This window comes from Pseudomonas frederiksbergensis, assembly GCF_001952935.1.
Taxonomy (GTDB): Bacteria; Pseudomonadota; Gammaproteobacteria; order Pseudomonadales; family Pseudomonadaceae; genus Aquipseudomonas; species Aquipseudomonas frederiksbergensis.
The window spans coordinates 3,290,244-3,309,002 of sequence record NZ_CP018319.1 but is presented as its reverse complement, the minus strand read 5'-3'; the positions used below and the strand labels follow the sequence as shown (position 1 = coordinate 3,309,002).

General features: G+C 58.7%; 21 protein-coding genes. 11 read left to right on the top strand and 10 right to left on the bottom strand.

The features are described from left to right. Positions 1-36: 36 nt before the first annotated feature. Positions 37-1,404 carry a DNA repair protein RadA gene (gene radA / locus PFAS1_RS15325; RefSeq protein WP_076029676.1) on the bottom strand — a complete coding sequence of 456 codons (1,368 nt, stop codon included), beginning with the start codon at positions 1,402-1,404 and terminating at the stop codon, positions 37-39. 629 nt (positions 1,405-2,033) lie between these two features. Between radA and mscL the strand changes: the two genes are divergently transcribed. Then, the gene (gene mscL, locus PFAS1_RS15320) at positions 2,034-2,447 is read left to right on the top strand and encodes a large-conductance mechanosensitive channel protein MscL (protein WP_008149145.1); all 414 of its coding nucleotides are present in this window, start codon (positions 2,034-2,036) and stop codon (positions 2,445-2,447) included. 46 nt (positions 2,448-2,493) lie between these two features. Here the strand turns inward: mscL and PFAS1_RS15315 are convergent, their stop codons facing one another. Then, complete coding sequence (locus PFAS1_RS15315; protein ID WP_076029675.1) at positions 2,494-3,270, bottom strand: ferredoxin--NADP reductase; 777 nt, start codon at positions 3,268-3,270, stop codon at positions 2,494-2,496. Positions 3,271-3,587: 317 nt separating this feature from the next. Here PFAS1_RS15315 and PFAS1_RS15310 point away from each other — a divergent pair, with 317 nt between their 5' ends. Next, positions 3,588-4,319, top strand: coding sequence for a helix-turn-helix transcriptional regulator (locus PFAS1_RS15310; RefSeq protein ID WP_076029674.1), 732 nt, complete (start codon positions 3,588-3,590; stop codon positions 4,317-4,319). 175 nt (positions 4,320-4,494) lie between these two features. Then, the gene (locus PFAS1_RS15305; protein ID WP_076029673.1) at positions 4,495-5,619 is read left to right on the top strand and encodes a methyltransferase; all 1,125 of its coding nucleotides are present in this window, start codon (positions 4,495-4,497) and stop codon (positions 5,617-5,619) included. A gap of 82 nt (positions 5,620-5,701) precedes the next feature. Here PFAS1_RS15305 and PFAS1_RS15300 read toward each other — a convergent pair whose 3' ends face one another. The 3 genes from PFAS1_RS15300 to PFAS1_RS15290 are packed head-to-tail and all read right to left on the bottom strand — an operon-like array spanning position 5,702 to position 8,380. Further along, positions 5,702-5,869: a DUF2474 domain-containing protein gene (locus PFAS1_RS15300; RefSeq protein ID WP_074880353.1), complete on the bottom strand. Its 168-nt coding sequence runs from the start codon at positions 5,867-5,869 to the stop codon at positions 5,702-5,704. A 60-nt stretch (positions 5,870-5,929) separates the two neighbouring features. Continuing rightward, positions 5,930-6,937, bottom strand: coding sequence for a cytochrome d ubiquinol oxidase subunit II (cydB, locus tag PFAS1_RS15295; protein ID WP_076029672.1), 1,008 nt, complete (start codon positions 6,935-6,937; stop codon positions 5,930-5,932). Positions 6,938-6,940: 3 nt separating this feature from the next. Further along, positions 6,941-8,380 (bottom strand): cytochrome ubiquinol oxidase subunit I, encoded by a 1,440-nt coding sequence (locus PFAS1_RS15290; protein ID WP_076029671.1) that lies wholly within the window; start codon positions 8,378-8,380, stop codon positions 6,941-6,943. Between the two features lie 484 nt (positions 8,381-8,864). On the opposite strand from PFAS1_RS15290, the gene PFAS1_RS15285 reads away from it, so the two are divergent. From PFAS1_RS15285 to PFAS1_RS15275, 3 genes are all read left to right on the top strand, one after another. Beyond that, positions 8,865-10,103 (top strand): MFS transporter, encoded by a 1,239-nt coding sequence (locus PFAS1_RS15285; RefSeq protein WP_076029670.1) that lies wholly within the window; start codon positions 8,865-8,867, stop codon positions 10,101-10,103. 84 nt (positions 10,104-10,187) lie between these two features. Beyond that, the gene (locus tag PFAS1_RS15280; protein WP_076029669.1) at positions 10,188-10,466 is read left to right on the top strand and encodes a type II toxin-antitoxin system RelE/ParE family toxin; all 279 of its coding nucleotides are present in this window, start codon (positions 10,188-10,190) and stop codon (positions 10,464-10,466) included. Positions 10,467-10,479: 13 nt separating this feature from the next. Beyond that, on the top strand, positions 10,480-10,767 hold the full coding sequence (locus PFAS1_RS15275; protein ID WP_076029668.1) for a HigA family addiction module antitoxin: 288 nt from the start codon (positions 10,480-10,482) through the stop codon (positions 10,765-10,767). A gap of 6 nt (positions 10,768-10,773) precedes the next feature. On the opposite strand, the gene PFAS1_RS15270 is transcribed toward PFAS1_RS15275, so the two are convergent. Both PFAS1_RS15270 and PFAS1_RS15265 read right to left on the bottom strand, forming a co-directional pair. Next, positions 10,774-11,325, bottom strand: coding sequence for a DJ-1 family glyoxalase III (locus tag PFAS1_RS15270; RefSeq protein WP_076029667.1), 552 nt, complete (start codon positions 11,323-11,325; stop codon positions 10,774-10,776). Positions 11,326-11,391: 66 nt separating this feature from the next. Next, positions 11,392-11,847, bottom strand: a complete 456-nt coding sequence (locus PFAS1_RS15265) for a DUF4879 domain-containing protein (protein ID WP_076029666.1) — start codon at positions 11,845-11,847, stop codon at positions 11,392-11,394. A gap of 214 nt (positions 11,848-12,061) precedes the next feature. On the opposite strand from PFAS1_RS15265, the gene PFAS1_RS15260 reads away from it, so the two are divergent. Both PFAS1_RS15260 and trmA read left to right on the top strand, forming a co-directional pair. Then, positions 12,062-13,357 (top strand): NCS2 family permease, encoded by a 1,296-nt coding sequence (locus PFAS1_RS15260; RefSeq protein ID WP_076029665.1) that lies wholly within the window; start codon positions 12,062-12,064, stop codon positions 13,355-13,357. Beyond that, positions 13,354-14,433, top strand: a complete 1,080-nt coding sequence (trmA, locus tag PFAS1_RS15255; RefSeq protein ID WP_076029664.1) for a tRNA (uridine(54)-C5)-methyltransferase TrmA — start codon at positions 13,354-13,356, stop codon at positions 14,431-14,433. Before PFAS1_RS15260 ends, trmA begins: the two co-directional genes overlap by 4 nt. Positions 14,434-14,487: 54 nt before the next feature. On the opposite strand, the gene PFAS1_RS15250 is transcribed toward trmA, so the two are convergent. Then, on the bottom strand, positions 14,488-14,934 hold the full coding sequence (locus tag PFAS1_RS15250; RefSeq protein WP_076029663.1) for a DUF2442 domain-containing protein: 447 nt from the start codon (positions 14,932-14,934) through the stop codon (positions 14,488-14,490). Further along, positions 14,931-15,359, bottom strand: coding sequence for a hypothetical protein (locus PFAS1_RS15245; RefSeq protein ID WP_056744643.1), 429 nt, complete (start codon positions 15,357-15,359; stop codon positions 14,931-14,933). Before PFAS1_RS15245 ends, PFAS1_RS15250 begins: the two co-directional genes overlap by 4 nt. 315 nt (positions 15,360-15,674) lie before the next feature. On the opposite strand from PFAS1_RS15245, the gene PFAS1_RS15240 reads away from it, so the two are divergent. The 3 genes from PFAS1_RS15240 to PFAS1_RS15230 all read left to right on the top strand — a co-directional run bounded on the left by PFAS1_RS15240 (position 15,675) and on the right by PFAS1_RS15230 (position 18,028). Next, a complete protein-coding gene (locus tag PFAS1_RS15240) occupies positions 15,675-16,586 on the top strand; it encodes a LysR family transcriptional regulator (protein WP_076029662.1) in 912 nt (303 codons plus the stop codon). Between the two features lie 141 nt (positions 16,587-16,727). Then, positions 16,728-17,168: a type II 3-dehydroquinate dehydratase gene (gene aroQ / locus PFAS1_RS15235; RefSeq protein WP_074871101.1), complete on the top strand. Its 441-nt coding sequence runs from the start codon at positions 16,728-16,730 to the stop codon at positions 17,166-17,168. Then, a complete protein-coding gene (locus PFAS1_RS15230) occupies positions 17,165-18,028 on the top strand; it encodes a shikimate dehydrogenase (RefSeq protein ID WP_418328555.1) in 864 nt (287 codons plus the stop codon). Before aroQ ends, PFAS1_RS15230 begins: the two co-directional genes overlap by 4 nt. Before the next feature lie 12 nt (positions 18,029-18,040). Here the strand turns inward: PFAS1_RS15230 and PFAS1_RS15225 are convergent, their stop codons facing one another. Continuing rightward, the gene (locus PFAS1_RS15225) at positions 18,041-18,718 is read right to left on the bottom strand and encodes a TetR/AcrR family transcriptional regulator (protein WP_076029661.1); all 678 of its coding nucleotides are present in this window, start codon (positions 18,716-18,718) and stop codon (positions 18,041-18,043) included. Between the last annotated feature and the right edge of the window lie 41 nt (positions 18,719-18,759).

Sequence of the window (18,759 nt, the reverse complement as noted above, 5' to 3'; positions counted from 1 at the left end):
AGGCTCACTCCCACAGGGCTTGTGCTGTCTGGAAGGTTATTCGAACAGGGCGTCGAGCGCCTGCTCCAAACGCGTTACGGCAATAACCTGCAACCCCGGCGGCGCTTCCTTGGGCGCATTGCCCTTAGGCACGATGGCGCGTTTAAAGCCGTGCTTGGCGGCTTCTTTCAAGCGCTCCTGGCCACTCGGCACCGGGCGTACTTCGCCGGACAGCCCGACCTCGCCGAACACCAACAAATCGTGGGGCAGTGGCCGGTTGCGCAAACTGGACATGACCGCCGCCATCAGCGCCAGGTCGGAGGCCGTTTCCAGCACCTTCACCCCGCCAACCACATTGAGAAACACATCCTGATCGTGGGTCGGAATGCCGCCGTGACGGTGCAGCACCGCCAGCAACATCGCCAGCCGATTCTGATCCAGACCCAGCGTTACCCGACGTGGATTGGCCAAGTGACTGTCGTCCACCAACGCCTGGACTTCCACCAGCATCGGCCGCGTGCCTTCCCACGTCGCCATGACCACACTGCCCGGCACTTCTTCCTGGGCACGGGTGAGAAAAATCGCCGAAGGGTTGGAGACTTCTTTCAGCCCCTTGTCGGTCATACCGAATACGCCCAGTTCGTTGACGGCGCCGAAACGGTTTTTCACCGCCCGCAGCAAACGCAAACGTCCGTCGGATTCGCCTTCGAAATACAGCACCGTGTCGACCATGTGCTCCAGCACTCGCGGCCCCGCCAAAGCGCCTTCCTTGGTCACGTGGCCAACCAGGAAAATGGCCGTGCCGCTCTGCTTCGCATAGCGCACCAGCAACGCCGCGCTTTCCCTGACCTGCGACACGCCCCCCGGTGCCGATTGCAGTTGCTCGGTGAAGATCGTCTGGATCGAGTCGATCACCATTACCTTGGGTTTTTCCTGCCGGGCGGTGGCGATGATGGTTTCGATGCAGGTTTCGGTCATCACCCGCAGTTGATCCTGAGGCAAGCCGAGACGGCGAGCACGCATGGCCACTTGCTGCTGGGATTCTTCGCCGGTGACGTACAGTGCCGGCATGACTTTGGCGAGGTTGCACAAGGTTTGCAGCAGAATGGTCGATTTGCCGATGCCCGGATCACCGCCGATCAGCACCACCGAGCCGTCTACCAGACCACCGCCCAGCACCCGATCGAGCTCGCTGGAAGCTGTGGAAAAACGCGGGATTTCTTCGACGCTGACTTCGGCCAGGGTCTTGATCTGTGCCTGTTGACCGGTCCAGCCGGTGCGACCGCTGGGGGCTGCGGCACCACCGCTCTCCACCATGGTTTCGGTCAGGGTGTTCCAGGCCCCGCACTCGCCGCACTGGCCAGCCCACTTGGGGAAGGTTGAGCCGCACTCGGTGCAGCCGTACATGCGCTTGGCCTTGGCCATCTGAACTCCCGGCAAAAACCGCGATGATAGCTCAGCTGGCGTCGGTCACGCGCGGCGAAGTTACCCAGCGGCCCCCTGGTAACAACTTGTACAGCACTTTGAATACATCCACTGCATTACCAACTTTGAAAAACTGTACAACTTTTCAAAGAATACCCGACCCAATAGTTGTCTCGCTCAATGAAACAAAAATCAGAACCTGTACAGGCCTTCATCATTTTGAACTTGAATGTACAATCCGGTCGTTAAGTAAACCTTACAATACAGACAACCAAGTTGATGGCAATGTAGTGGCGTTTTCAGCACTGAATAACAGAGGGCTGTTTAAAGGTACAAGTCCATACATCCGGCAAATTATTCATATAAAACTTCATATGCCGCAAATTACCCTTGCATCAAGCGAGCGATACTAAAGCCCCTACTTTCTATGTTTTTTCCTGCACTCGCCCTCCACTGAGTAGAGACTGAGCGATCGAGAGGAAAATGCCGGACGGGCGCGCGGGGCGCCCTGGATTGAGCGGCTACCGAACACGGTAGCCGGCAAGCGCTGTAAACAGTTGTTTCGAGCAAGAAGCATCGTGCTGATTTACACTGCGCTCACCAACCTCATCTGTAACAAGGAATAACCTATGGGCGTGATTAGTGAGTTCAAGGCCTTCGCGGTCAAAGGTAACGTAGTCGACATGGCGGTCGGTATCATCATCGGCGCCGCCTTCGGCAAGATCGTTTCATCGTTCGTCGGCGACGTGGTGATGCCACCGATTGGCCTGCTGATCGGAGGGGTGGACTTCAGTGACCTGGCCGTCACGCTCAAGGCAGCCAACGGCGATGTCCCCGCGGTGGTGCTGGCGTACGGCAAATTCATCCAGAGCCTGATTGACTTCATCATCGTCGCTTTCGCGATCTTCATGGGCGTCAAAGCCATCAACCGCCTGAAGCGCGAAGAGGCCGTTGCGCCAACGCTGCCGCCGGTTCCGACCAAGGAAGAAGAGCTGCTGGAAGAGATCCGCGATTTGCTCAAGGCTCAGAACAATCGGCCCTGAACACGTTAGTCAAACAACCAACGGCGCCCCTTGAGGCGCCGTTTTTTTACCAGTAGTTTTCCACCGCCACCTGCCCGGGCCGGCGACTGAGGCTCAAGTGCATGTGGCGCTGTTTGAGCAATTTGCGCGTGTCATCGATCATCTGCGGGTTGCCGCAGAGCATGACCCTTGAGTGCTCGGCCGTCAGCGCCACGCCAGCCGCCCGCTCCAGCTCGCCATTTTCGATCAGCGCAGTGATCCGCCCACTCAGAGCGCCATGATGCTGCTCGCGCGTGACCGTGGTGATGAATTGCAGCTTGTGCGCAAACTCCGCTAAATAGTCGCGCTGGGCCAAGCCGCTGACGAGGTCTTGGTACGCCAGTTCCCGGGCTTCGCGCACGCTATAGACCAGAATGATTCGTTCGAATTTCTCCCAGACCTCGAAGTCCTGCAGGATCGACAGAAACGGCGCCAGGCCGGTGCCTGTGGATAACAGCCAGAGATCACGGCCGTCGACAAAGCGATCCAGCGTCAAGTAACCGAAGGCCTGACGCTCGACCAGCAGCGTATCGCCGACTCCCAGCCGACTCAGCTCACTGGTGAACTCCCCCCCTGGCACCACAATGGAAAAGAATTCGAGGAACTCGTCATAAGGCGACGACACCATGGAATAGGCGCGCCATACGGTGCTGCCGTCAGCCTTGGTAACGCCCAGCCGGGCGAATTGCCCTGCACGAAAACGAAAACCCGGGTCCCGTGTGGTGCGCAGGGTGAACAGACTGGGGGTCAGCGACTGGACGTCGAGCAAGGTCTGGCGAGTGAACTTTTCTGCACTGGCGGTCATGGGGTGCTCCATTCAACAGATAGCCACAGTGTCCCGCAAAGCGGGCGGCTTAAACACCGGTGATTTGTAGTGGCTTTAGCCAGGACCTTATTCACATTAACTTCATGGTACGACTTAAGACTAACCGTGCGGTTAAATCCCCGACACTTCCTTATATACGCCAATTACTCCGCGACGTTAGAACTAGATATCTGTTTAAAAATCTCAAACAAAGCTAAAAAGTCTCACACGGACGTAGGAAACATCCTACACTCGCCTTCGTGCCAGAGACTGGATCCAAAATGGCACCCCCAAGTAACATCATCTGGAGACACACAATGGAGAGGTGGAAGGAATCACAGCTCAACCAATTATCCCGGGCAACGGAGATTGAGACTGCCTACCGGATTTCACTCGGCTTTGCGAAAAACCTAGGTTTTAAATTTTTCGCTTTTTCAACAACATACCAAACAAAAACTGACCACTTTAATACAGTCCAGCTCAACAACTACCCGACGGATTGGAACATTGAATATGAACAAAAGAATTTCAACGCAATAGACCCAATAGTGGCTCACTGCAATCACTCCAGATTGCCTGTCCTTTGGAGCGAAGAGCTTTTTTCCAAGACTCCCTGGTTGTGGGATGCGCTTGAGAAACAAGGCTTGCAGCACGGCTGGTCGCAATCGGTGCATGACGAGGGCAGTGGTGTTTGCAGCATTCTGAGCCTGGCCAGAAGCCATTGTCCGATCACTGCGTTTGAGCTGTATGAAAATCTCGGTTTCTCAGTGTTCATCGGGCGTCACCTGCATGGGTTGATCACACAGACATTGCCCAAGAGATCGGCGAAGCCGGTCGTGCCGCATTTGTCTCCCCGTGAAATCGATGTATTGAGGCTCGCGGCTGATGGCAAGACTGCCTATGAGAGCGCCAGGATCCTCAATCTCAGCGCCCGTACGGTCAATTTTCATGTGCAAAGCGCGATTCTGAAACTGGGAGTCAACAACAAGATTTCCGCAGTCATCGCCGCAACCAAGGACGGTATTCTCAACAGCAGCGCGATTCGCTGAGCCAAAAAACCTGCAAGTAATCCAAAAGAAAAAAACGTACCATTTGCGGTCCTTCTTGAGTGATGACGTGTAAACCTTCACGGCGCAGTACACTCGGACGGTCTCGCCCGCTACAACGCCCTTAGGCGGCGGGACACCTGTTGATGACCCCGTTGATTACCCAGAGCCCCGCCTCATGCCTTTGCTCGAAACACCCTTCGCCCGACTCGACCTGATCCGCCAGCCCGAACAGCAGAACGAACCGTTGCAGGCGTTTGACGCCGCAGACGAATACCTGCTCACCCATCTGGCTGACCAACAGCCCTCGGCCGGCACTCGGGTTTTGGTGCTCAACGACAGCTTTGGCGCATTGGCCGCCAGCCTGGTCGGCAAGGTTCAAGTGACCAGCAGCGGCGACTCGTTCCTGGCCTTTCAAGGACTGGAAAAAAATCTGATCCGTAACGACCTGCCATTTGATGCGGTGCCAAGCGTACCGGCCAGTGAAGCTATTTCAGGCCCCTTTGACCGGGTACTGATCCGGGTTCCGAAAACCCTCGCGTTGCTGGAAGAACAACTGATTCGTTTGCAGGGCCAACTGGCGCCGGGCGCGCAGGTGATTGCAGCGGCGATGATCAAGCATTTACCTCGCGCTGCGGGCGATCTGCTGGAACGCTACATCGGCCCGGTGCAAGCGTCCTTGGCGGTGAAAAAGGCTCGACTGTTGATCGCGACCGCTGAAGACAAAGCACCTGTCGCATCCCCCTACCCGACCCGTTATCGACTCGACGCGCCTGAGATCGAACTGCTGAATCACGCCAATGTGTTCTGCCGCGAAGGCCTGGACATCGGCACGCGAGCGTTTTTGCCGCACCTGCCGAATAACCTCGGCACCGCGCGGGTTGCCGACCTCGGTTGTGGCAACGGGGTTTTGGCCATCGCCAGCGCTCTGCAAAACCCTGAGGCCCACTACACGCTCGTGGACGAGTCGTTCATGGCGGTGCAATCGGCAGCCGAAAACTGGCGCGCGGCGCTCGGTGACCGGGAAGTGGTTGTACGTGCCGGCGATGGTTTGGCGGGGCAGGAACCCCAATCTCTGGACGTCGTACTGTGCAACCCGCCGTTTCACCAACAACAAGTCGTTGGCGACTTCCTGGCCTGGCGCATGTTCCAGCAGGCCCGAGAGGCGCTGGTCGTCGGTGGCGCGCTGTACATCGTCGGGAACCGTCATCTGGGTTATCACAGCAAGCTCGCGCGGTTGTTCCGCGGTGTCGAGCAAGTGGCGGCCACACCCAAGTTCGTGATCCTTAAAGCCCGAAAATAATCCCGGGCAAAAAAAACCCTCCGGCCAAGGAGGGCTGTGAATCCGTGCCGCAAGGCAACGGGATGGGATCTGCTGCAAAAATTCAGTGGGTCGTCAGCCCCGCGGCATTCATGAACATGCGCATCAGGCTGGCCACGATGAACAGCGCCACAACGCTACCGGTCCAGATCATCGCCAGCCAGCCGAGTCGCTGCCAGAGCGGCTTTTTTTCAGCTGCTTCGATTTCCTGCAAGGAATGTTTACCCGCCATCATCGCAATCTCCTCTGAAGAAATGGCGCAGGTATCAGCCCTGCGCCACAGTCGCGCGTTCTAGTGATAGCCATCTTCGTGGGTGACCTTGCCGCGGAACACGTAGTAGCTCCAGAAGGTGTAACCCAGGATAAACGGGATGATGAACAACGTGCCCACCAGCATGAAGCCCTGGCTTTGCGGCGGTGCGGCGGCGTCCCAGATCGAGATCGATGGCGGCACGATGTTCGGCCACAGGCTGATGCCCAAACCGCTGTAGCCGAGGAAGATCAGTACCAGCGTCAGCAGGAATGGCGTGTAGTGCGCATTGCGAGCCACCGCGCGGATCAGACCGTACATGGTCACCAGCACCAGGATCGGCACCGGCAGGAACCAGAACAGGTTCGGCAGGGTAAACCAGCGAGCGGCAATCTCGGCATGGGCCAGCGGGGTCCAGATGCTGACGATACCGATCACCGCCAGAACCACGAAAGCCAGTGGCCGAGCCAGATCATGCATCTGTTCCTGCAACTTGCCTTCGGTCTTCATGATCAGCCAGGTGCAACCGAGCAGAGCGTAAGCCACCACCAGCGCTGCACCGCAGAACATCGTGAACGGTGTCAACCAGTCCAGTGAGCCACCGGCAAATTGGCGATTGACCACCGGCAACCCATCAATGAACGCACCCAACGCCACGCCCTGGAAAAAGGTGGCGGCGACCGAACCACCGATGAACGCCTTGTCCCAGAGATGGCGCTTGTCGTCCTTGGCCTTGAAGCGAAACTCGAAGGCCACGCCGCGAAAGATCAGCCCGATCAGCATGAAAATCAGCGGCAGGTACAACGCCGAAAGCACCACCGAATAGGCCAGCGGGAAGGCCCCGAATAACGCGGCGCCGCCCAGCACCAGCCAGGTTTCGTTACCGTCCCATACCGGGGCGACGGTGTTCATCATCACGTCACGATCGGTCTTGCCCGGAATGAACGGGAAGAGAATCCCGATCCCCAAATCGAAACCGTCCATGACCACGTACATCATGATGCCGAAGATGATGATCACGGCCCAGATCAGCGGAAGATCAATACCCATGAGTCAAATCTCCTTGGTCAGGCTAGAGCTGTGGTCGCTGTCACCGTTGTCATCGGCGGCGGACAGCGGACGGGCCGGCGTGCGTTTCTTGCCAGGACCACCCTCGTTGGTTTCCTTGCCTTCGTCGATCTTCGGCCCTTTGCGCACCAGGCGCATCATGTAGCCAAGGCCAGCACCGAACAGCGCGAAATAGACCACGACGAACATGATCAACGTGATGCTCATCTGCATGAAGCTGTGATTGGAGGACGCATCTGCCGTGCGCATCAGACCGTAGATCACCCACGGCTGACGGCCGATTTCAGTGGTGAACCAACCGGCGAGGATTGCAATCAGGCCGGACGGCCCCATCCACAACGCCAGGTACAGGAACGGTCGCGAGGTATAGAGCTTGTCGCGTTTACGCAGCCACAGGCTCCACAAACCGGTGAAGATCATCAGCATGCCCAGACCCACCATGATCCGGAACGACCAGAACACGATGGTCGAATTCGGCCGGTCTTCAGGCGGGAATTCCTTGAGCGCCGGGACCTGTTTGTCCAGCGAGTGCGTGAGGATCAGACTGCCCAGGTACGGGATCTCTACTGCAAATTTGGTCCGTTCTTCTTTCATGTCCGGCCAGCCGAACAGGATCAGCGGGGTCGGCTCATCGCCGTGGTTTTCCCAGTGACCTTCGATCGCAGCGATTTTTGCCGGCTGATGCTTGAGCGTATTGAGGCCGTGGAAGTCACCGATGACCGCCTGAATCGGCGCCACGATCAAGGCCATCCACATGGCCATCGAGAGCATGGTGCGGATCGCCGGGTTGTCCTTGCCGCGCAGCAAATGCCAGGCCGCCGAGGAACCGACGAAGAAGGCGGTCGCGACGAACGCTGCCGTCGACATGTGTAGCAGGCGGTACGGGAAGGACGGGTTGAAGATCACCGCCAGCCAGTCCACCGGAATAACCTGGCCATTGACGATTTCGTAGCCTTGGGGCGTCTGCATCCAGCTGTTGGAGGCGAGAATCCAGAAAGTCGAGATCAGCGTGCCGATGGCGACCATGACCGTGGCGAAGAAGTGCAGATTGCGCCCGACCTTGTTCCAGCCGAACAGCATGACGCCGAGGAAACCGGCCTCGAGGAAGAAAGCGGTGAGTACTTCGTACGTCAGCAGCGGCCCGGTCACGGAACCGGCGAAATCCGAGAAGCGGCTCCAGTTGGTGCCGAACTGATAGGCCATGACGAGTCCGGAGACCACGCCCATGCCGAAGTTGACGGCAAAGATCTTCGACCAGAAGTGGTACAGATCGCGGTACGTGTCGTTATGGGTTTTCAGCCACAGGCCTTCGAGCACCGCCAGGTAACTCGCCAGGCCAATGGTGATAGCGGGAAATAGAATGTGAAACGAAATGGTGAACGCGAACTGAATCCGGGCGAGATCGAGTGCCTCCAAACCGAACATAAGTCTTCCTCTGTCAGGTAATACCGGCTGAAGGCTTGCGGCCTACACCCACTGCCCCCACGGATATGGAGTGTGGCGAATTTGAATTCGTTCTTTTTTTACAAACATCACAACGTAGGGAGTCTGGCCATCTGGCCGCCGGATCAATTCCATGAACGGTCTTGATCTGGATCAAGCAACGTTAAAAGAGTAGTCCCATTTTTGACGATGGACGGTGTGGTCTTTTGCCGCGTGACAGGTTGCCTCACTGATGCGGTCATAGGCAGAAACACATTCCCTGTGGGAGCGGGCTTGCTCGCGAAAGCGATCGGTCTGGCACCTTTATGTTGGATGTGCCGACGTCTTCGCGAGCAAGCCCGCTCCCACAGGGGAATTTCCGTGTTTTCGAGATCGGTGTTTAGCTAACGAAATTTCCCGCCCTGCAACTTTTGGTTACAGCTTGGTGATAATCTCGACCCTCCCCTCGCTCAAGACCGGCCCTCAGATGCCCAGCCAAGCGCCCTTGCTGTTACGCCATCACCGCCCATTTATCGCGTTCTGGCTGGCTCGGGTATTTACCGCCAGCGGTTTCCAGATGCTCACGGTGGCGATTGGCTGGAACCTCTACCAACTGACCGGCAATGTGCTCGACCTGGGCCTGGTCGGTCTGGTGGAATTCGCCCCGCGGGTGCTGTTCATGCTGCACACCGGGCATGTCGCGGACCGTTATGACCGGCGCAAGGTCGCGGCAATCTGTCAGTCCGTGCAAGCGCTGATCGCCCTGTCGCTGGCCATCGGTAGCGCGACCGACAATGTCACCCGCGAGATGATCTTCATCCTCGCGTTCCTGCTCGGTGCCGCCCGTTCCTTCGAAATGCCGACCACTCAGGCTCTGTTGCCGAGCATTGTGCCCAGCGCGCTGTTCCCCCGCGCGGTCGCCGCCGCCCAATCCGCACAGCAATCGGCGACGATCGTTGCCCCGGCCCTCGGCGGATTGCTTTACGCCTTCGGCAGCGTTTGGGTCTATGGCCCGACGGTGATCCTCTACCTCATCGCCTGCCTGCTGATGGTCAACCTGCCTGCACGGCAGACACCGCTGAACAAGGGCAAGGCGACGCTGGATTCGCTGCTGGCGGGCATCCGCTTCATTCGTAGTCGCCCGGACATTCTCGGGGCGATTTCTCTGGATCTGTTTGCCGTCCTGCTCGGTGGCGCGACGGCGTTGCTGCCGGTGTTCGCCAAGGACATTCTGCTGACCGGCCCTTGGGGTCTGGGTCTTTTGCGTTCAGCGCCGGCAGTCGGTGCGCTGCTGATGTCGCTGTACCTGGCGAGATTCGCCGTGGAGCGCAAAGTCGGAAGGGTCATGTTCACCGCCGTTGGTGTGTTCGGTGTCGCGACCATTGCGTTCGGCCTGTCGACCTCGTTCTGGTTTTCCCTGGCGGTGTTGGTGGTGTTGGGCGCGGCGGACATGATCAGCATGGTTATCCGCGCCTCCTTCGTACAACTGGAAACCCCGGATGAAATGCGCGGCCGGGTCAGTGCCGTGAACGGTCTGTTCATCGGCGCTTCGAACCAGTTGGGCGAGTTTGAATCCGGCTTGACCGCCCACTGGTTCGGCACTGTGCCGGCCGTGGTCATGGGGGGGATTGGCACATTGGTGGTGACCGGGGCGTGGATCAAACTGTTCCCGACCCTGGCGAACCGCGACCGCATGCATGTGCCGGTGGAGGAAGTGAAGGTTTGAAGCCGTTGCCGATCACACTTTTGCCGAGCAGGTGCAATACATAGATAGTGCATCAGGTGTAATGTGTCGCCTTACACTTGTCCCATGATCAAATCCTTTCAGCACAAAGGCCTTCGTGGCTTCTATGAAACAGGTTCGACTCGCGGGATCCGGGCAGACCATGCGAAGCGTCTGTCTCGAATGCTTCAGTTCATGGACCACGCAGCAGTACCTGGCGACCTTGACATTCCGGGATGGCGATTACACCCACTCAGGGGAGAGTTGACCGAATACTGGTCACTGAGCGTTTCGGGGAACTGGCGAATTATTTTTCGTTTTATCGGTTCGGATATCGAACTCGTCGACTATCTGGACTACCACTGACAGGAGGCAGGACATGCCCATGCACAACCCGCCACACCCTGGCGAAACCCTTTTGATGGATGTATTGCCTGAACTTGGCGTCAGCGTCACAGAGCTGGCCCAGCACCTGCGATTTGCGCGTCCGCATCTATCGCGAGTGCTGCATGGCCACGCGCCGATCAGCCCTGATTTGGCGGTACGCCTGGAGCGGGCTGGAATTGGTAAGGCTCGAATGTGGCTAGGTGCTCAGACTGACTACGATCTCTGGCAAGCAGAGCAGCGTGAGCAACCGGTCATCGAACCCATTGCCGCCCACGCCTGACATTTTCTAAACCGCCAACTCCCCCGCCACCGCCGTTCGCGTGGCCTTGCCACAGAGTTGTTCCACCAGCGTCAGGGCGAATTGCAATGCCGCGCCTGAACCCTGGGCAGTGATGCAGTTGCCGTCGACCACCACCGGTTGATCGACAAAGTTGCATCCCGACAGTTGATGGCTGGCCGAGGGCAGGCAGGTCATGCGCCGCTGACGCAATACGCCAAAGGCTTGCAGCGCGACTGCCGGAGACTCGGCGATGGCGGCGAACAGGCGCCCGGCCGCCGCTTGATCCTTGATCAATTGTTGCAGGGGTTGATGCGCCGCCAGGTGTTGCGCCCCCACGTCACCACCGGGCAGGACGATCAGGTCGAACGGCTGCGCCAGCACGTCCACCAGCATCGCATCGGACGTCACTCGGGTGCCGCGCGCGCAGGTGAGCATGCGCCGTCCCTCGACGCTGGCCACCACCACTTCAACCTTGGCGCGGCGCAGCACATCGATCAGGGTTACTGATTGCAGGTCATCGATGCCCTCAGCGAGGGTAATCAGAGCTCTAAAGGTCATGGGCGCAGTCCACTGGATAATCTTTAAAGCGTAGTCAGCTTTCCTGCCCCTTGTTCGAGCCCGCCGTTACTTGATGTAAAGCTGCGTCGACAGCGTATTGCCTGGCGCGTTGATCGACGTGTTGCTGAAGGTGAACGTGCCTTCCTGTTTACCCGCCAGATCGAAGACGTACAGATAACCGACGGTTTTTTTCCCGACGGTGCACTCAGTCAGGTTGCCATTATCAAAAGCACAGACCGGGGTCCGGGTGCCGTTCACTTCAAAACCGTCCAGCCCGATCTGCGCGCTACGACCGTAACCGACCTCCAGCACGTAGACCTTGATGTTCGGCCCGCTGTGATTGCAGCGGGTTTGCTCTTGCCCCTGCGCGATGTCTTCAAAGCCGCAACCCGGCGACTCGACCTTGAGCACCTTCACCTGGCTCAACGGCGCTGCCGATGCAGCCGCAGCGGTGTGCGTCCCCAGGAACAAGGCGATCGACACTCCGAATGCGGCAATCAGACGTTTATTCATGCAATACATAAGTACCCCCAAAACCAGCGCGCAGTATGGCGCACTTGGCTTTAGCGCAAAACATCGACGACGATCGCAGCCATAAGCAGCCATAACCCCACGCGGCTGGTATGATGCGCGGCTTTTTCCGACCCACAGAAAATTACCAGGCGCCAACAGCGGTCTGTGCTTTGCTGTTGAGGTCGATACATTCACGGCGCCTGGCGCGCCACGGGGAGCAGACATGCTGGAAAGGCTGTTTCAACTCAAGGCACACAACACCAACGTGCGAACCGAGATTCTAGCGGGCGTCACGACCTTTTTGGCCATGGCCTACATTCTGTTCGTCAACCCGAGCATCCTCGGCGAGACCGGCATGGACAAGGGCGCGGTGTTCGTCGCCACGTGTCTGGCAGCCGCCATCGGTTCGACGGTGATGGGCCTGATCGCCAACTACCCGATCGCGCTCGCGCCGGGCATGGGCCTGAACGCCTTCTTCACTTACACCGTGGTCCTGCACATGGGCCACACCTGGCAAGTGGCGCTGGGGGCGGTGTTCATCTCGGCGGTGCTGTTCTTCCTGCTGTCGATCTTTCGCATCCGCGAATGGATCATCAACAGCATCCCGTTGCCGCTGCGCTCGGCGATTGCCGCCGGTATCGGCCTGTTCCTGGCCCTGATCGCCCTGCATAACGCGGGCATCGTGGTGAGCAACCCGGCAACCATGGTCGGCCTCGGCGATTTGAAACAACCGGCCCCGATCCTCGCCACCCTCGGCTTCGCCCTGATCGTGGCGCTTGAAGCACTGAAAGTGCGCGGCGCGGTACTGATCGGCATTCTGGCAGTGACCATCGCATCAATCGTGATGGGCTTCACCCCATTCGGCGGCGTGATGTCGATGCCTCCGTCGCTGGCACCGACCTTTCTGCAACTGGACATCAAAGGCGCCCTGGACATCGGTCTGGTCAGCGTGATTTTCGCCTTCCTGTTCGTCGACCTGTTCGACAACTCCGGCACCCTGATCGGCGTCGCCAAGCGCGCGGGCCTGATGGGCAAGGACGGCCACATGCCGAAAATGGGTCGCGCCCTGATCGCCGACAGTACCGCGGCCATGGCCGGTTCGCTGCTGGGCACCTCGACCACCACCAGCTACATCGAATCCGCAGCCGGCGTGAGTGCCGGTGGCCGCACCGGCCTCACCGCCGTTGTCGTAGCGATTTTGTTCCTGTTGGCGCTGTTCTTCTCGCCATTGGCGGCCAGCGTTCCTGCCTTTGCTACCGCGCCTGCACTGCTGTTCGTCGCGGTATTGATGACATCCGGCCTGGCCGAAATAGACTGGGACGACATCACCGTCGCCGCACCGGTTGTGGTCACCGCACTGGCCATGCCATTCACTTATTCCATCGCCAACGGCATCGCCTTCGGTTTCATCTCCTGGACCGCAATCAAGTTGCTGTCCGGCCGCGGCCGTGAGCTGAACTCGGCACTGGTGATTCTGTCGATTCTGTTCGTGATCAAGTTGGGTTGGTTCAACGCATGACTTTTGATTCCAAGGCTTACGCCGTTCAGCTCGAAGAAAAGGTCACGCGCCTGCGTGACCTGTTGGCCCCGTTCGGTGCGCCAGAACCTGCGGTGTTCGACTCGCCGCTGAAAAACTTCCGCCTGCGCGCCGAATTCCGCCTGTGGCGCGAAGCCGGTGAGCGTCACTACGCGATGTTTTCCCAGGAAGACAAGCGCACGCCGATCCTGATCGAAGAATTCCCGATCGCCAGCCTGCGCATCAACGAGTTGATGCCGCAGCTGAAGGCAGCGTGGCAAGCCAGTGCGGCCCTGAGCAACAAGCTGTTTCAGGTGGAGTTCCTCACCACACTGGCCGGCGATGCGATGATCACGCTGTGCTATCACCGTCCGTTGGACGAGCACTGGCACGCGGCGGCGTCGAAACTGGCAGCCGAGCTGAACGTCAGCATCATCGGCCGCTCCAAGGGCAAACGCGAAGTGATCGGTCACGATTATGTGGTCGAGCAGATGAACGTCGGCGGTCGCACCTTCAGCTATCGCCAACCGGAAGGCGCGTTCACCCAGCCCAACGGCACCGTGAACCAGAAGATGCTCAACTGGGCTTACGACTCGCTCGGTGATCGCTCCGACGATTTGCTGGAGCTGTATTGCGGCAACGGCAACTTCACCTTGCCGCTCGCGACGCGCGTACGCAAAGTGCTGGCCACTGAAATCAGCAAGGCGTCGGTCAACGCTGCGTTGAGCAATCTCAGCGAAAACGCGGTGGATAACGTCACTCTGGTGCGTTTGTCCGCCGAGGAGCTGACCGAAGCCCTGAATGAAGTTCGTCCGTTCCGTCGTCTGCACGGTATCGATCTGAAGAGCTACGAGTTCGGTAGCGTCTTCGTCGATCCGCCTCGCGCCGGCATGGACCCGGACACCTGCGAGCTGACCCGCCGCTTCGACAACATTCTCTACATCTCCTGCAACCCGGAAACCCTGGCGGCCAACATCGCCCAGTTGCACGACACCCATCGCATCACCCGCTGCGCAATGTTCGACCAGTTCCCGTGGACCCATCACATGGAATCCGGGGTGTTGTTGACCCGTCGTTGATTGCCGTTGGCAGAAACAGATCAGCCGTCATCACGACGGCTTTTTTGTGCGTGCTTAAAGGGGGATATCGGTCTTGCGCGGACGCCCGCCCTTACGGCCATTCGCCCGCGCAGCCTCTGCTTTGGCGGCGCTGCTTTGGCGACCATTACGCGAGGCGATGACCGATGCGGCCATATCCATCAGCGGCTTGCTCGCCGAAATCATCCCGGCAATGGAGACCTGCAGGTCCTTACCCTCGTGGCAAAGGGCTGTCCCGGAAAAGCCGACTTTGAGGTCGGCGAAATCCTCGACGTCGAAATCATCAAACTCTGGATAGTGCTGCACGGGTAACAGCACGCCACTGCCATCAATAAAACTGACCGCCAGGCACGGCTCCACAAAGGTCACTGAAGTCGCCCGCAGACCGCCTTTGTGGCGCAGTTGGCCACGCTGGATGGCATCATCCAGCGTGGCCTCGGTTACCGGACGATCCACCAACATTTTTGCTGTTATCGTTTTCATAGTTCGATCTCCACGCCCTCCGGAACGCCCATCAGCGCCAGCAGGGTCTTGTTCGTCTCGGGCTCATAGCAAGCCGAGCCAATCATGCAGGTCGTACTGGCGACCCTTTTCACCACCACGACTTCGCTGGTTTGCCAGTCCCATATCTGATGATCGAGGCAGACCGTGTGCAGCTTGTCCCACCAGATACACCGGGCGCGGCGCAAATGAGCGGGTTGTCCGAGTGCATGACGCAACCCTTCCAGCACCGCCACAGGTGGCCGGCGAGAATGAGGAACCACATCCCACAGCTCCACGCTGTTGTGCCAGAAGCTGAATTTGAAGCGCGCACTCCAGGTTCCGGCATCTACATGGGCATGCGGCGGACAGTGCTCATCGCGCAACATGATCACCATTGAGAATCCTTTGTAGCTGAATAATCGCATGCTAACCCATCCGTTAGGTTAATGAATCCGAAGACCCGACATTCCTTGGAAAATCCGATAACTGGCGCTGCGTTGAATCGTCACTGCGACTTTTGAGACTAGCGCCAAGGTTCGGCTCGGGCCGGTGGATCACACCGCTAAATGGTAAGCAATCCTTTCCTGGCGCCGACAAAAAAGCCGCCCCGAAGGCGGCCGTCTTGGCTTGTCAGGCAATCAACCCGGCTGGTTGGCTCATCACAAACTCGCTGTATCTGTGTGCTGGCTTCTGATAAACACTGACTCACACACTTCATTTGATTCACGGTGTAATCAATCATGCAGCGACAATTCGACGATCTTCAGCTGGGCAGCATCGAACTGTTTTGCCTGGCCGCCGAGGCTGGCAGCTTTACCGCCGCCGCGCTGGTGGCTGGCGTGACGCCCGCGGCTGTGAGCCGCTCGGTGTCGCGCATGGAAGAACGCCTGGGCGTGCGGTTGTTCGCCCGCACCACTCGCAGCGTCAAGCTGAGCGACAGTGGTCGGCGCTATTACGAGGAATGTCGCCAGGCGCTGGCGCAATTGGTCGAGGCCCAGCGTGAAGTCATGGGTCAGCAGCAACAGCCTTCCGGCACCTTGCGCATCAGCATTCCCACCACCTATGCCCATCACCGGATTTTGCCGTTGTTGCCGGCTTTCCGGGCGCGTTTTCCAGCGGTGAAGGTCGAGTCGCACATCAGCAATCGCAACATCGATTTCGTCGGTGAAGGCTATGACATGGCGATCCGTGTGCGGGCGATTCCGGATTCCGGCCTGATCGCCCGACAGTTGGAAGACGCCGCACTGGTGATGATTGCCAGTCCTGACTACCTCAAGCACGCGGGCATTCCACAAACGCTGGATGATCTTAAACAGCACGAGTGCATCCAGTACGAATTGCCCAGCAGCGGTCGGCGGATTGCCTGGCTGTTCAACGACAAAGGCGTGCACCGGGAGATTCTGGCCGAGGGCAATCTCAGTTGTTCCGACGATGTGCTGGGCGGCGTGACCTTGGCCAAACATGGCGCGGGACTGTTCCAGACCTATCGCTTCATCGTCGAAAACGAACTGGCCGATGGTTCGCTGGTGGAAGTGCTCAAGCCCTATGGCGGACGCTCGCGACCGTTCACCCTGCTCTACCCGCAAACTCGCCATATGCCGTTGCGCCTGAGGGCCTTCATCGATTTTCTGGTGGAGCATCTGCCCCGCTGAAAGTCGAAACCGTCCGATCACCGCACACATTAACCCTGAAAACCGCCTCTTCAATTGACCAAATTAACCAGCTAGTACAATTTATCTCCACAGGCTGAAACCCTCGGCCAATGCCAAAAACAATACGTGGAGAGACCCCCGATGCCCCCAATCGTTCTGGTGCTCAACGGCCCGAACCTGAACCTGCTCGGCACCCGTGAACCGGCGACTTACGGTCACGAAACCCTGGCCGACCTCTCAGCCTTGTGCGGTCGTGCCGCCGAAGAGTTCGGCCTGGCGGTGGAGTTTCGCCAGACCAATCATGAAGGCGAACTGCTCGACTGGATTCACGCCGCGCGCGGCCGTTGTGCCGGGATCGTCATCAACCCGGCCGCCTGGACCCACACCTCCGTCGCGATCCGCGATGCCCTGGTCGCCAGCGAACTGCCGGTGATCGAAGTCCACCTGTCCAACGTTCATGCCCGCGAGCCCTTCCGCCACCACTCTTTTGTGTCGGCCATCGCCACGGCGGTGATGGCCGGTTTCGGCAGCCACGGCTATCGTCTGGCGCTGGAGCATTTCAGCCAACGTTTAAAGGGATGAAGACCGTGACTCAGACCAACGCTGTACTGGCCGGACTGATCGGTGCCGGCATCCAGGCTTCTCGCACCCCGGCGCTGCACGAGCATGAAGGCGATGCCCAGGGGTTGCGTTACCTCTATCGCCTGATCGATCTGGACTCGTTGAAACTCGACAGCAGTGCCCTGCCCGACCTGTTGGTAGCCGCCGAGCGGATGAACTTCACCGGCCTGAACATCACCTTTCCGTGCAAGCAGACGATCATCCCGCTACTCGACGAATTGTCACCGGAGGCCCGCGGCATTGGGGCGGTGAATACGGTTGTGTTGAAGGACGGCAAACGCATCGGCCACAACACCGATTGCCTGGGCTTCGCCGAGGGTTTTCGTCGTGGTTTGAAGGGCGTTGCCCTTGAGCGCGTCGTGCAAATGGGCGCCGGTGGCGCTGGCGCGGCAGTGGCCCACGCACTCTTGAGTGAAGGTGTGCAGCTGCTGAGCATTTTCGACGTGGAGACCAGCCGTGCCCAGAGCCTGGCGGACAACCTCAATCAACATTTCGGCAGCGGCCGGGCTGTGGCGGGCCATGACTTGCCAAGTACTCTCGCCCAGGCTGACGGTCTGGTGAACACCACCCCCGTGGGCATGAAGAAACTGCCGGGCATGCCGGTGCCGGCGGAGCTGCTTCGAGGTGAGTTATGGGTGGCGGAGATCGTTTACTTTCCGCTGGAAACCGAACTGCTGCGCAACGCCCGCGCGTTGGGTTGCCGCACGCTGGATGGCGGTAACATGGCGGTGTTTCAGGCGGTGAAGGCGTTTGAGTTGTTCAGTGGCGTGGTGCCGGATGCGCAGCGGATGCTCGAGCATTTCCAGAGCATGAATGGCTGAAAAGCGAAGGCATCAGGCCTGCAGATAGCGCAAAACCGCCTCGCAGATCATCGCCCGATGACGTTGCTTGATGCTTTCTTCCGGCAGGTCGATCTGAAAAATCTCACTTAAGGTATGGCGGTTCGACACCCGATAGAAGCAGAACGAACTGATCAGCAGATGCACATCCAACGGATCAAGCCCCGCCCGGAACACACCCTCCTCAGCACCGCGACGCAAAATCTCGCCCAGTGAATCGAGGATGGTGTTGTTCATCGCCTTGATCGCATCGGAGCGCTTCACGTATTCCGCGTTGTGAATGTTCTCGATGCTGACAATGCGCACAAAGTCGACGTTGTGATCATGGTGATCGAACGTGAATTCCACCAGCCGCCGAATCGCGTCCACCGGCGCCAGTTCAGTCAGGTGCAACCGGTTTTCGGTGGTGCGGATATCGCCGTAGAGTTTTTCCAGCACCTCGATGTAGAGCTGTTCCTTACTGCCGAAGTAGTAATAGATCATGCGTTTGGAGGTGTGGATGCGCTCGGCAATCGCATCGACGCGAGCGCCGGAAAGCCCCTGCTGGACGAACTCGACAATCGCCTCTTGAAGGATATTCTCGCGGGTCTTTTCCGGGTTGTTCTTGCGACTCTTGCGCGGCTCGACCATCGGCTTGTCGGGTGCTGTGGAGAGTTCTGAAGTTATTGTCATTGCGGGCTCACGGCCATCACTGCACAGGTGGGCGATTATGG

Excerpts from the sequence above, each read along its gene's own strand:
- radA (WP_076029676.1), bottom strand. The coding sequence starts at position 1,404 with ATGGCCAAGGCCAAGCGCATGTACGGCTGCACCGAGTGCGGCTCAACC.
- mscL (WP_008149145.1), top strand. The coding sequence starts at position 2,034 with ATGGGCGTGATTAGTGAGTTCAAGGCCTTCGCGGTCAAAGGTAACGTA.
- PFAS1_RS15315 (WP_076029675.1), bottom strand. The coding sequence starts at position 3,270 with ATGACCGCCAGTGCAGAAAAGTTCACTCGCCAGACCTTGCTCGACGTC.
- PFAS1_RS15310 (WP_076029674.1), top strand. The coding sequence starts at position 3,588 with ATGGAGAGGTGGAAGGAATCACAGCTCAACCAATTATCCCGGGCAACG.
- PFAS1_RS15305 (WP_076029673.1), top strand. The coding sequence starts at position 4,495 with ATGCCTTTGCTCGAAACACCCTTCGCCCGACTCGACCTGATCCGCCAG.
- PFAS1_RS15300 (WP_074880353.1), bottom strand. The coding sequence starts at position 5,869 with ATGGCGGGTAAACATTCCTTGCAGGAAATCGAAGCAGCTGAAAAAAAG.
- cydB (WP_076029672.1), bottom strand. The coding sequence starts at position 6,937 with ATGGGTATTGATCTTCCGCTGATCTGGGCCGTGATCATCATCTTCGGC.
- PFAS1_RS15290 (WP_076029671.1), bottom strand. The coding sequence starts at position 8,380 with ATGTTCGGTTTGGAGGCACTCGATCTCGCCCGGATTCAGTTCGCGTTC.
- PFAS1_RS15285 (WP_076029670.1), top strand. The coding sequence starts at position 8,865 with ATGCCCAGCCAAGCGCCCTTGCTGTTACGCCATCACCGCCCATTTATC.
- PFAS1_RS15280 (WP_076029669.1), top strand. The coding sequence starts at position 10,188 with ATGATCAAATCCTTTCAGCACAAAGGCCTTCGTGGCTTCTATGAAACA.
- PFAS1_RS15275 (WP_076029668.1), top strand. The coding sequence starts at position 10,480 with ATGCCCATGCACAACCCGCCACACCCTGGCGAAACCCTTTTGATGGAT.
- PFAS1_RS15270 (WP_076029667.1), bottom strand. The coding sequence starts at position 11,325 with ATGACCTTTAGAGCTCTGATTACCCTCGCTGAGGGCATCGATGACCTG.
- PFAS1_RS15265 (WP_076029666.1), bottom strand. The coding sequence starts at position 11,847 with ATGTATTGCATGAATAAACGTCTGATTGCCGCATTCGGAGTGTCGATC.
- PFAS1_RS15260 (WP_076029665.1), top strand. The coding sequence starts at position 12,062 with ATGCTGGAAAGGCTGTTTCAACTCAAGGCACACAACACCAACGTGCGA.
- trmA (WP_076029664.1), top strand. The coding sequence starts at position 13,354 with ATGACTTTTGATTCCAAGGCTTACGCCGTTCAGCTCGAAGAAAAGGTC.
- PFAS1_RS15250 (WP_076029663.1), bottom strand. The coding sequence starts at position 14,934 with ATGAAAACGATAACAGCAAAAATGTTGGTGGATCGTCCGGTAACCGAG.
- PFAS1_RS15245 (WP_056744643.1), bottom strand. The coding sequence starts at position 15,359 with ATGCGATTATTCAGCTACAAAGGATTCTCAATGGTGATCATGTTGCGC.
- PFAS1_RS15240 (WP_076029662.1), top strand. The coding sequence starts at position 15,675 with ATGCAGCGACAATTCGACGATCTTCAGCTGGGCAGCATCGAACTGTTT.
- aroQ (WP_074871101.1), top strand. The coding sequence starts at position 16,728 with ATGCCCCCAATCGTTCTGGTGCTCAACGGCCCGAACCTGAACCTGCTC.
- PFAS1_RS15230 (WP_418328555.1), top strand. The coding sequence starts at position 17,165 with ATGAAGACCGTGACTCAGACCAACGCTGTACTGGCCGGACTGATCGGT.
- PFAS1_RS15225 (WP_076029661.1), bottom strand. The coding sequence starts at position 18,718 with ATGACAATAACTTCAGAACTCTCCACAGCACCCGACAAGCCGATGGTC.